The organism is Maridesulfovibrio salinus, from assembly GCF_055394525.1.
In genome coordinates this window covers 730,372-742,275 of the sequence record NZ_AP042461.1, presented here as the reverse complement: position 1 = coordinate 742,275, position 11,904 = coordinate 730,372, and the positions used below count along the sequence as shown (strand labels likewise).

Annotated in this window: 10 protein-coding genes; all 10 read left to right on the top strand. The window is 42.4% G+C overall.

Annotated elements, in window-relative coordinates:
* Positions 1-39 precede the first annotated feature (39 nt).
* The 10 genes from ACZ5PW_RS03350 to ACZ5PW_RS03305 all read left to right on the top strand — a co-directional run bounded on the left by ACZ5PW_RS03350 (position 40) and on the right by ACZ5PW_RS03305 (position 11,882).
* Positions 40-645: a sugar transferase gene (locus tag ACZ5PW_RS03350; RefSeq protein WP_464557994.1), complete on the top strand. Its 606-nt coding sequence runs from the start codon at positions 40-42 to the stop codon at positions 643-645.
* Between the two features lie 111 nt (positions 646-756).
* Positions 757-1,392: an acetyltransferase gene (locus ACZ5PW_RS03345; RefSeq protein WP_464557993.1), complete on the top strand. Its 636-nt coding sequence runs from the start codon at positions 757-759 to the stop codon at positions 1,390-1,392.
* Between the two features lie 212 nt (positions 1,393-1,604).
* The gene (locus tag ACZ5PW_RS03340; protein ID WP_464557992.1) at positions 1,605-2,615 is read left to right on the top strand and encodes a pyruvate kinase; all 1,011 of its coding nucleotides are present in this window, start codon (positions 1,605-1,607) and stop codon (positions 2,613-2,615) included.
* A 2-nt stretch (positions 2,616-2,617) separates the two neighbouring features.
* Entirely contained in the window at positions 2,618-3,157 is a 540-nt protein-coding gene (locus ACZ5PW_RS03335) for an adenylyl-sulfate kinase (protein WP_464557991.1), read from the top strand.
* A 7-nt stretch (positions 3,158-3,164) separates the two neighbouring features.
* Positions 3,165-4,889 (top strand): sulfatase-like hydrolase/transferase, encoded by a 1,725-nt coding sequence (locus tag ACZ5PW_RS03330; RefSeq protein ID WP_464557990.1) that lies wholly within the window; start codon positions 3,165-3,167, stop codon positions 4,887-4,889.
* 134 nt (positions 4,890-5,023) lie between these two features.
* Positions 5,024-6,163, top strand: a complete 1,140-nt coding sequence (locus ACZ5PW_RS03325) for a DegT/DnrJ/EryC1/StrS family aminotransferase (RefSeq protein WP_464557989.1) — start codon at positions 5,024-5,026, stop codon at positions 6,161-6,163.
* Positions 6,164-6,165: 2 nt separating this feature from the next.
* Positions 6,166-8,037, top strand: a complete 1,872-nt coding sequence (locus tag ACZ5PW_RS03320; RefSeq protein WP_464557988.1) for a polysaccharide biosynthesis protein — start codon at positions 6,166-6,168, stop codon at positions 8,035-8,037.
* A gap of 11 nt (positions 8,038-8,048) precedes the next feature.
* Positions 8,049-9,434 (top strand): MBOAT family O-acyltransferase, encoded by a 1,386-nt coding sequence (locus ACZ5PW_RS03315; RefSeq protein WP_464557987.1) that lies wholly within the window; start codon positions 8,049-8,051, stop codon positions 9,432-9,434.
* 2 nt (positions 9,435-9,436) lie between these two features.
* Positions 9,437-11,308 (top strand): hypothetical protein, encoded by a 1,872-nt coding sequence (locus ACZ5PW_RS03310; RefSeq protein WP_464557986.1) that lies wholly within the window; start codon positions 9,437-9,439, stop codon positions 11,306-11,308.
* A gap of 46 nt (positions 11,309-11,354) precedes the next feature.
* Positions 11,355-11,882: a winged helix-turn-helix domain-containing protein gene (locus ACZ5PW_RS03305; protein ID WP_464557985.1), complete on the top strand. Its 528-nt coding sequence runs from the start codon at positions 11,355-11,357 to the stop codon at positions 11,880-11,882.
* Positions 11,883-11,904 lie beyond the last annotated feature (22 nt).

The window sequence follows — 11,904 nt, the reverse complement described above, 5'->3', positions numbered from 1 at the left end:
CTCCGTAAGCTTCCCGGCTGGACCACTAAAGGTAAATTAATGACAGTAAAAAGACTCTTCGACCTGATTGTATCAATCTCAGCACTGATAATTTTCTTTCCTGTTCTTGTTGTGGTCGCCATTGCCATCCACAAAAAAATGGGCGGCGGTATTTTTTTCATCCAGAGAAGACCGGGACTGTACGGCAGACCATTTAATATTATCAAGTTCAAGACCATGTCCGATGCGCGTGACGCAAACGGGAACCTGCTGCCCGACTCTGAAAGACTGAGCAGATTCGGAAGAATTCTGCGCTCAACCTCACTGGACGAATTGCCGGAACTCATAAACGTTATTTTCGGGGATATGTCACTGGTTGGTCCCCGGCCTCTGCTTATGCAGTACATAGACCGTTATAACCCGGAACAGGCCCGCAGACATGAAGTTCTGCCCGGAATTACCGGCTGGGCTCAGGTCAACGGCCGCAACGCCATTTCCTGGGAAGACAAATTCAAGCTCGATGTCTGGTATGTGGACAACCACAATCTGTGGCTGGACATCAAAATCCTTTTCATGACAATAGCCCGCGTCTTCAAGCGGGAAGGAATCAGTCAACAGGGGCAGGCTACCGCTCGGGAATTTATGGGCTCCAAAAAAGAATCCTGATTCCCGTTCGGCATCTTGAATCATTTCCAATAAGGTTGGAGAATCATAAAAACTTTAATAAGCCTGACGGCCATTACGCAATACATGTGTTGCAATTGAAACGGATTGAAAATGAAAAGAATCATCATCATGGGCGCAGGCGGACACGGGCAGGTGGTAGCAGACGCACTTCAACAAATGGACGGCGCCGAGCCGATAGCTTTTCTGGATGAAAATCCTGCTGTAATCGGTACCGAAGTTATGAATATCCCAGTTCCCGGTGGAAATGACAGTCTCGCTAAAGTTGACCATGACGGCATTGTCATCGCTTTGGGAAACAACAGTCTGCGCAGAAGAATATTTGAGGAACTCATTGCCGCTGGAGAAAAAATTTTTACTGTAATCCATCCCTCTGCCACCATTGCCCCCAATGTCAAAATCGGCAAAGGGTGTATGATACTGGCCGGAGCGGTTATCAATACTGGTGCTGAAATCAAAGACAATACAATCATAAACACCAACAGCACTGTAGAGCATCATAATATAATAGGTCCTCACGCCCACATTGCGCCGGGTTCTACCCTTGGCGGCGAGGTCATCATCGGAGAGGAATCCACGGTAGGTATCGGAGCAACAGTCCTGCCGAGAATAAGAATAGGCCAAAAGGCCTTACTCGGTGGCGGATCAACAGCAATTAACGATATCAAAGACGGGCAAACTGCCGCAGGGGTTCCGGCCAGGACTATATATTCTGACAGTTACTCGTAATGTTTAACTTGATAAAACTAGACAAAAGATATCACCTCTAGTAAAAAAGTGCACCCCAGAAACAATAGGACTTAAACATATTTAGACAGAACTTATACACACAAAACAAGTTCCTATATGGCCAATAACAACAAGCCTGTCATTCTGTAGCCTAATGGAAAATCAAATCAACATTTTTTAACTATAAAACAACAAATTCCAGAGAAGTAATTATGAAAAAGATCCTTGTCACACTTGGACCATCATCTCTTAATGCGGAGACAATTCAAAAATTTGCAAACTATAACGTCTACGTATTAAGGTTAAATCTTTCCCACATCGCTTACGAAGACATAGAACCTGCTGTAGAATTAATCCGTGAAAATAGCGATATTCCCATTTGCCTTGACAGTGAAGGAGCTCAGATCCGCAATCAGGAAATGAAGAATGAGGAGGTTTTTTACAAAGAAGGGTCACTCGTCAAAATTCACTTCAACGAAGTACTGGGCGACGAAAAAAACATTTCCTTCAAGCCAGCTGGAGTTGCAAAAAAACTGAAAGTTGGAGACACGCTCCACGTTGATTTTGATCTCGTCAGCCTTAAAATCGAAGAGGAACATGACTCCTGCTTCGTTGCAAAAGTCCTTAAATCCGGAAATGTAAAAAGCCGCAAAGCTGTATCAGTTGATAGACACATCGAAATCGACGCAGTTCTTGAAGGTGACAAAGAAGCATTTGAGCTTGGTAGAAAACTGGGCATTAAACATTTTGCTCTTTCATTTGCAAGCCATGAAAATGACGTAAAGATAGTACGTAACATCGTAGGCCCTGAGAGCAGAATCATATCCAAGATTGAAAGCATTGAAGCCCTGACAAATATCAAAGGCATCATTGAGCAATCAGATGAATTACTTATTGACCGCGGGGATCTCTCTAAATCTGTAGCACTTGAAAAAATCCCTTTCCTACAAAGAAGAATCATTTCTATCTGCAGACTTCACGGCAAACCCATCTTTGTTGCGACTAACCTGCTTGAAACTATGGTAAAAAGTGAAGTGCCAACCAGGGCTGAACTCAACGACATCACAAGCACAATCCTGATGGGTGCAGATGGACTCGTACTTGCCGCTGAAACTGCCGTTGGTAAATTCCCAATAAAAGTAGTTGAAATGGCCGATTCAATGTGCAAGCTCTGCTGGAAATGGACCCCGAATACTTCTATGAAAGAAATTTTGGAGATGTAAGAATGTCTTTTGAGCCATTTTCTTTGTGGCTGATGGGACCTACTTCTGCAGGCAAAACCACAATTGCACTTGCACTTGTTGAGTATTTGAAATGTGCAGGACACCCCGTCCTGCACGTTGACGGCGATGAGGTCCGAGCCCTTTTCGGAAAAAATATTGGATTTACGAAGGAAGACCGCCTGCGTGTTGTCAATGCCTGTATTTTCATGATGGAAAAGGCAAGACAGGCTGGAGTTTCTGCTATTTGCTCTGCTCTTACAGCAAATGATGATGCCAGAAAAATGCTACAGAATCATACTCCTCAGATATCAACAGGATATATTTTCTGTCCTATAGAAATTTGTGCTGATAGAGACCCCAAAGGTCTCTATCAAAAAGCCAAAAACGGAGAAATAGATACTCTAATTGGATACAATACGGAGTATAAAACACCTGAAAACCCAGACATCACCATCGACACTTCCCTCATGAGTATTGACGATGCCGTAGCAAAAATAGTTAATTTTATACAGAAAGAAGACCATCTGAAAAGTAGATCGTAGACATTAAATGAATTCTTTAATCGCCAAAGCCAAAAAATTTGCAACGAGTTTCTTATTTAATCAAACTCCCCGCGTGGTCCAGCTAGTTGTTGTTCATTTTAAAAGTCGCTTTAACTTAAAAAAATTACGGCGTGCTCAATCGGCAATGTTTCCAGCTACTACAGACGGGTATATGGCTTTACATAAACCTACACGCGAAGGCAGAAATGGGGAGCAGTATTTTACCCAGCTATACGAAATGTCCAAGGCTGTTTTAACTTCTGTCAGCCCTTATGAAGCATTTTTAAATAAAGTTGAAACAATTGCAGCCGTTCCTTACCCTAAAGGCGAAAAAATTAAAATCGAATTGAATCATGATTCGATTCTTCCGATTTCTATCATTAATAAAAGTGGTGATATTGTTGACATTGATCAAAACATGATCACAGCCAGCAGAGAAAACAACGAAGAATGCCTTCGATTGTTCATCCCGCAGAACAGATTCCTGTACACGCCTTTCCAAAAAGGTAGTTACACAATTAAATCAACCCACCCCCTGCTGCTCGGTTCTCCCATCAGTAAAAGGGATACCTCCCCCAGCCCTCAAAAAAAACTAGTCCTGACTATTTTTCTTGATTCATTAGCTTCAGAGGTTTTCAAAGATTCAAACCTTGCGGAACTGATGCCGCATACAAATAAGTATTTTTCATCCGGCCTCACGACATACAATTGCTGCGCCAACGGGAACTGGACGTTGCCTAGCGTACCAAGCATAATGACCGGAAAATATCCGGCTAACCACGGAGCATCCAACCCAAACATAAGTCCGGACCTCCCTTCAAAAAGCAAGATGCTCGCTGAATATTTTAAGGAAAATGGCTACTTCACATACAGTATCAATTCAAACCACCACGTCAACCCTATCAGCGGATACAATGTAGGTTTTGACCGGTTTATTCTTGCCCGCGAAGAAAACTGCAAATTTGTAATTGATGATACCATTGAAACACTCAAGGCATTCCCTGAAAGATCTACATTCGGTTTCATTTCAATTATGGAACTCCACCATGTAATTGAACATTGCCCGTCACTCAGCGTCCTGACCAGGACACACGAGCCTTTTTATAAATACCAAAAAATGGACTTGCCGAAAGAATATCACAATGCGCAGACTTCTAGGTATATGGCTGAAATGAAACGGGTAGACTTTTACCTAGAGAGACTTTACCGATATATTTCTGAAAACTATAATGATGACGAAATCGTCATAGCACTTGTGTCTGACCATGGAAAAGAATTCCTTAACTGTAACTACGCTAAATATCCCCTCAATGAAGCAAAAATAAGAGTTCCATTTTTCTTGAAAGGAAGCAAGGTCACAGGCGATATATCTGACTTCTGTATGGAAAATATTGACATTCTGCCAACAATACTGGATTCATGTAGCATCACAGACAATATCCCTGAAATAGATGGACAACTGCCTGAACCCTTTGGTGGGCAGGCGAAGCATTTCGCTTATTCAGAAGTTCGCTATCCGGGTAAGCCATTTGAAGCATCATTAAGAAATAAAGATTACATGATTAGATACAAATCAAACGGAAATATTGATGAACATGGCAATTTCGACAGTGATAAATATTCAATTTATCTTGAAGATTTTTATGGTAACAAAATTGAAGGACAAACTGACCTGATGCTTTCCTTAGAAAAAGAAATTTTAAATAAAATTGTACCTTCAACAACATCTTAAAACGATCTTTTTTTATAAATATGCATCTTGTCGGCATTACTCATTTTGCTCAGTAGTACCTCAATTTGTACTAAGTATTAAAATATAGTACCGGTCGGCTGAATTACTGAGAAGAAGAATAAGGAAGCCTGACAATGACTCAAAATAGCAATCACAGAATATACCTTTCCCCGCCGCACATGGGCGGAGCCGAACAGGAATATGTAAGGCAGGCATTTGAGAGCAATTTCATCGCCCCGCTCGGTCCTATGGTCAATGGATTTGAAGATGAATTTTCACAGCTGAGCGGTTTCAACCATTGCGCAGCCCTTTCCAGCGGGACTGCAGCTCTCCACCTTGCACTTCGCATGCTCGGAGTCGGTCCGGGGGATATAGTCATCACTTCCTCACTGACTTTTATAGGCAGTGTCAGCCCAGTCACATTCCTTGGCGCCGAGCCTGTTTTCATCGACTCGGATTACAAAAGCTGGAACATGGACCCGGAACTGCTAGCCAAGGCCGTGGATCATTATATTTCCACCGGACGCAAACCTAAAGCAGTCATACCTACTGACCTATACGGGCAGTGTGCAGACTATGACCGTATTCTTGAAATTCTGGAACCGCACGGTATTCCACTGGTTGTAGATGCTGCTGAATCCGTGGGAGCGACTTATAAAGGCCGCCACGCCGGGAAAGGTGCACTAATGGCTGCCTATTCTTTTAACGGCAATAAAATCATCACCACTTCAGGGGGAGGCCTGCTTGCATCTGATGATGAAGAGCTGATATCCCGCGCCCGCTGGCTTTCGCAGCAGGCCAAGGAACCACTTCCCCATTACGAACACAACGAAATCGGCTACAACTACCGCATGTCCAACCTTGTTGCCGCTGTTGGCAGGGGCCAACTTGAAGTCGTCCCGGAGAGGGTTAAGCAAAAAAGAGAAATCTTCAGCTTCTATGAGCGGGAACTGGGCCATCACAACGGTATAACTTTCATGCCTGAAGCAGACTACGGTAGATGTAACCGTTGGCTGACCGTTATGCTTGTCGACGAAAAGGAATTCGGTGCTGGACCTGACATTATACGCACCACCCTTGAAAGCCATAATATCGAGTCCCGTCCTGTATGGAAGCCAATGCACCTCCAGCCGGTTTTCAAAAAGAACTCTGTCTTCGGAGGCAGAGTAAGCGAGGATCTTTTTGCCCGTGGCATCTGCCTGCCCTCAGGAACGGCGATGACTCAGGATGATCTGAATAGAATCGCAGAAATAATTAAAGGGTGCGGAAAATAAAAATGATCCACAACCTGCGTAATGCAAATTTCTACCTTATGGTCCTTCTGGACCTGACTATATTCTTAGTAGCTTTCTACGGGGCCTATCTGTTCCGATTCGATTTCAATCTGCCTGAATATGCCAGTGTCCAGTTCATTGAGCTACTCAAGTACACCATGGTAATCAAGTTTTCGGTTTTTCTAGGACTGGGACTTTACCGTGGCATGTGGCGCTATACCAGCCTGCGGGACCTGTGGCACATTCTTGAAGCTACTTTTCTGCAATCGCTCATTCTGGTGACCGTGGTTCTTTACAAATTCGGATTCGGGGGCTTTTCCCGCGGAGTCTTCATAATTGACTGGATGCTCACAGTATTCTTGTGCGGCGGTATCCGCGTCATCATACGATCATTTTTCGCCTATCGTGACGGCAACTCCATACATTTCATGCCTGAATCATGTCCTGCTGACGGCAATAATGTCCTCATCATAGGTGCGGGCAGGGCTGGTGAAAAAATAGTACGTGAAATCCGCAGCAGCGGCCAACTGAGATACAACCCCATCGGGATCCTCGATAACGACAAAGGTAAACAAGGACGCACAATTCACGGAGTTCCTGTGCTAGGCCAGCTTTCCAACCTGAACGAACTCGTTGAAAACAAATGCGTTAATGAAATACTTATCGCCCTGACCGAAGCTTCCGGCAAGCAGATGCGTGAGATTGTAGATGCATGCAAGGAAACAGGACTCCCATATAAAATGCTTCCGGGCATGGATGAAATCATCAACGGCAAGGTGGGCATCAAGGCCCTTCGCGATGTCAGCTATCAGGATTTACTGGGGCGCTCCCCTGTCCAGCTCGATAACACTGCCATCAGCCAGTATATTTCAGGTAAGACTGTGCTTGTAACCGGGTGCGGAGGCTCGATCGGCTCGGAACTGGTCCGTCAGGTTGTACGTTTCAATCCCGGCCGAATGATTCTTGTTGATTCAAGCGAGGCCAACCTTTACGCCATCCAGATGGAACTCCACCATGAACTTAAATTCCATGACTATGTGACTGTCTTAGGATCGGTCCAGGAAGTGGAACTCATGGATTCAACGTTCGCCAGCTACAAACCCGATACTGTTTTTCACGCTGCGGCATACAAGCATGTCCCGATGATGGAGCGGAATCCCTGGCAGGCTGTCCACAACAACATTTGCGGGACTAAAAATGTCATGACTGCTGCAGATAAGCATGGCGTTGACCGCTTCGTGATTGTTTCCACAGACAAGGCAGTTCGCCCTACCAATATTATGGGGGCTTCAAAACGCGTAACCGAACTGCTCATGCGTCTTTTTCATAACTCTAAAACAACTTTCATGGCCGTACGCTTTGGTAACGTAGTCGGTTCCTCAGGGTCTGTAGTCCCCCTTTTTCGCAGACAGATTGAGAAAGGCGGCCCGGTTACGGTCACACATCCCGATGTTACCCGCTACTTCATGTCCATTTCTGAGGCCTCCCAGCTCATTTTACAGGCAGGTGTAATGGCCGAGGGCGGAGAAATATTCATTCTTGAAATGGGCCAGCCGGTGAAGATAGCCGATATGGCCCGAGACCTGATCCGCCTTTCCGGTAAAGAGCCGGATAAAGACATAGAAATTATTTTTACAGGGCTCCGTGAAGGCGAAAAACTTTATGAAGAGCTCATTACAGAAGGCGAAGGTATTGTTCGCACTGAGCATGATAAAATAATGGTCCTCAAAGCTTTTGAAAATGACTTTGAAGCTTATGCTGAACAATTCAAAGAAATTTTGACTAGGATGAGTTTAGCCGCAGATCACTTTGATGCTGACGGGGTTAGGAGCATTTTACATGAAGTTGTTCCCGAGTTTAATGAGGAAGGATAGGAGAGTCTTGAGTGCTCTTTAATTCTCATATATTTATCCTCTTTTTCCTCCCCATAGTTGTTGGCTTTTATTTTCTGCTACGTGGACTCAATCTCCATTCAGCAGGAAAGTTATTCTTAATCTGTGCCTCATTTGTGTTTTATGCTTGGTGGAAAACAGAATACCTTTACCTGCTAAGTAGTACTATCCTGTTTAATTTCATCATGGCTGAAGCTCTTCACCGCAATCGTCGCAAATTATTGCTTGGTCTTGCTATATCCGGAAACCTGTGCGTTCTTGGTTATTTCAAATACAAAAATTTCTTTTTCGATAATATTGCCGGACTCACCGGCGTACCGACAATTACTGAAAAAATAGTTATACCACTTGGGGTTAGCTTTTATACTTTTCAACAGATCTCATTTTTAGTCGACACTTATAGAGCTAAAGCTGCGCGATGTAATTTGCTTGATTACACACTATTTGTTTCTTTCTTCCCACAACTTGTAGCCGGCCCCATTAGTTATCAACACGAAATAACTCCTCAATTCAATGACAGGAATGCAGGAAACCTGAATTATGAAAATATAGGACGCGGTTTCTATCTCTTCAGCATGGGGCTATTCAAAAAGATTGTCATCGCCGACTCCTTATCTCCTTATGTTGAAAACGGATTTGATAAAGCTCTGGCACTGCCTTTTTGGGACTCTTGGGGAGTTAGTCTTGCTTATACCTGCCAGTTGTACTTTGATTTTAGTGGATACACAGATATGGCACTTGGACTAGGTCTTTTATTTAACATAAAGCTCCCAAACAATTTCAACTCTCCTTATCAATCCTTAAACATACAAGAATTTTGGAGACGCTGGCATATTACACTCGGAAGATTTGTTCGTGATTACCTCTACTTCCCGCTCGGAGGGAGCAGAAAAGGAGCTTACAGGACTCTTGCAAACCTAATGGCTTGTTTTGTGCTCATCGGCCTTTGGCATGGTGCTGGATGGAATTTCATTCTATGGGGAGCATTGCACGGCTTAGCAATGATCATCCAGCGTATATGGCAAAACATTGGTGGTAAACTACCCTCTTATGCAGGCTGGCTGCTAACTCTTTTATACGTTAATGGCTGCTGGGTTCTTTTTCGAACAGAAACAACATTTGATGCTGTTAAAATTTTCAAAGGAATGTGCGGCTTAGTAAATATAGGATTTTCACCGGCATTGACCACACACGAAGACTTCATAGTACTCGGCTCAAGTATTGCATTGATCGGTTTTGCAGGCCTGGCTAAAAACTCATTCAGCATAGCTGAAAACATGAAATTTTCGGCTAAAGAATCCATACTGGCGATTTCACTTTTCTTAATAGCTTTCTTACAAATGTACACTCATCAAACATTTTTATACTTTGATTTCTAACCATGAACGCAAGAAAATGGACCACAAAAACCCTAGCGACCCTAGTGCTGTTCATCGCAGCACTCGTTTTTGTAATTAACGTAGTCATTGATCCGTATGGAGAATTCAGAATCATAGAAGGGAGCCATAACAAACTAAAACTAAAAGCCAAAAAAACAACAGCTCTTGAAATCGCTTCAAAACTTTACGATGGAAAGTACTCCCTCATATTCGGAAGCAGCAGAACAATGATGCTCTCTGAAGAGCTACTGGGTACGCCAGTATTAAATTTGAGCACATCCATTTATAACAATCCAGGAGATATCCTAGCCTTCCTGGAAACCTTAGACCAAAAACAAATCGCAAATATCAATCAGGTCTACTACTTAATTGACATCAACAGTTTTCATTACACAAATTCTGCCAATGAATTGGACAGCAAAACTTCATTACGTCTAGAAACTCTGCGTAATATTAATATAAATAAGCTCGAAGATGCATGGAAGTGCTTAATAAGCAACCAAAAAGCAAACACTGAACAAAATAACTATATAGATGAGAATGGGGTCTTAAGGAAAGAGGACTCTTTATACAAAGACAGAGAAGTCATGTTCTCAAGTCACTACATTACTGACTATTATCTTGTTAAGTTTGAAAAAGTTACATCATTTTTCAAGACACATAATATAAATATAAAATATTATATGATTCCATGGAATGTACACTTTGTCAAAACTCAACAAGAAAAACTAAACTCCATAATTAATCAAATTGCCAGCAAATGCCAGCTATACAATTATCATTTATCTACCCCTATCACTGGCAACGACAACTTGTTTACAGACTATTCCCATCTTTCCAAATCAGGTTTAAAGGAGTTCGCTCCCTACCTGGTCTCTAACAATGAGACTCATCTGGTTAAAAGAGAAAGAAAAAGCGAAGGCAAGGACAAACTCAATTATCTCTCATTAGAAATGTTTGAAAAGACGTGGAAACAAGCACCTCATCAAGAACTTGCCAGAGCATTACTTGATCAAAAAAAAATCCTTATCGAAGTTTTTAAGAACGATACATATAAAAAAATCCGGAAGAGAATTATCAATGAGATTTTTTTGCTTAGCAGGTACGATTGCTTACGGACAATACTCAAAACAGGGTTCCCAATCCACAAACACTACGACATAACCTCCCAAGCTATCCAACAGGCTATCATGACAGCAACTGGCGACGGAGTGGATACGGCTCTCCTTTTAGGAGCAGACCCCAATGCAGAGCTATATTTGGGAGACAGCCCCCTTCTACTAGCCGCTAGACTCTCTCCAAACACGGAAATCGTAAAAAAGCTTCTTGATATGGGAGCTAATCCAAACTTTATCAATAAGAATACTACAGGGTACGATTACTACAACGAATCAGTTTTCACACTCGCTCTCGAGACCCCAAAATTACTGAAGTATTTACTAGCTAGATTCCCAGATAACCCACTAGCCCAGCACGCAATATTAATGCAAAAAGTTAGTGACAACAATTACACTCGACAAGAGCTTGCAAGACTTAAAGAGAAACACAGGAAATACTATTCAGCTAAAAAACCTATTTTAAAACGAATTCAACTACTTAACCCTAGCAAAAACTACCTCACAAAAGAAAACTCAAAAACAATCATGCATTGTGGAGAAAAACGATTCATCATAACTGACAACGAAGCACTTATTTTCAAAGAATTGAACATAAAAAACAAAGCGTCAGATATAATCAATAAAGTTTTTGTATACCAGGAAGGACGTTCTCCGATAACCCAAGAGTCAGACGCTAAAAAAATCACCAAGATAGTAGCTACATTCAACAATATGGTTTCATTTCTCTACAACGAGAAAGCCGTAATGATATTCTGATTCTTCAGTTGACAGTTTGTACAGAATAACCTAACAAAATTGCATCATGCTCAAGGAATTATTCACCTCAAAAACTAGAATCAAGCTGCTCTTAAAACTATTCCTCAACCCAGAAGTATCTTCTTACTTGAGAGAGCTTGCAGCAGAGTTCGATGTCTCCCCCAACGCCATGAAAGAGGAGTTGGATGGCCTCAGTGAGGCTGGCTATCTTAATAAGAAAAAAGAAGGCCGCTACATCTATTACAACGCCAACTCAACACACCCATTCTTTCCTGAAATCAGCTCTATTGTACGCAAGTACATTGGCATTGACCAAATCCTCGAATATATCCTCTCAACCATTGGTGATGTAGAGGCCGTTTATGTTTTGGATGATTATGCCAAAGGCATAGATTCTGGGATTATTGACGTCCTGATTATCGGGGATGAAACAAACTCAGACCGTATCATAGCCCTCTGCAACAAAGCAGAAGAAGCCATCAAACGCAAAATCAGGATCATGGTTCTTGATACGGATGAATTTCATAAAACCAAAAATATTTATATGAAACGACCCAACTGGAAAGTCGTATAAAATACAACGTAACACTACGGAG

Bases quoted from the DNA above. Each gene is read 5' to 3' on its own strand.
- ACZ5PW_RS03320 (WP_464557988.1), top strand. From the start codon at position 6,166: ATGATCCACAACCTGCGTAATGCAAATTTCTACCTTATGGTCCTTCTG.
- ACZ5PW_RS03340 (WP_464557992.1), top strand. From the start codon at position 1,605: ATGAAAAAGATCCTTGTCACACTTGGACCATCATCTCTTAATGCGGAG.
- ACZ5PW_RS03330 (WP_464557990.1), top strand. From the start codon at position 3,165: ATGAATTCTTTAATCGCCAAAGCCAAAAAATTTGCAACGAGTTTCTTA.
- ACZ5PW_RS03335 (WP_464557991.1), top strand. From the start codon at position 2,618: ATGTCTTTTGAGCCATTTTCTTTGTGGCTGATGGGACCTACTTCTGCA.
- ACZ5PW_RS03310 (WP_464557986.1), top strand. From the start codon at position 9,437: ATGAACGCAAGAAAATGGACCACAAAAACCCTAGCGACCCTAGTGCTG.
- ACZ5PW_RS03305 (WP_464557985.1), top strand. From the start codon at position 11,355: ATGCTCAAGGAATTATTCACCTCAAAAACTAGAATCAAGCTGCTCTTA.
- ACZ5PW_RS03325 (WP_464557989.1), top strand. From the start codon at position 5,024: ATGACTCAAAATAGCAATCACAGAATATACCTTTCCCCGCCGCACATG.
- ACZ5PW_RS03345 (WP_464557993.1), top strand. From the start codon at position 757: ATGAAAAGAATCATCATCATGGGCGCAGGCGGACACGGGCAGGTGGTA.
- ACZ5PW_RS03350 (WP_464557994.1), top strand. From the start codon at position 40: ATGACAGTAAAAAGACTCTTCGACCTGATTGTATCAATCTCAGCACTG.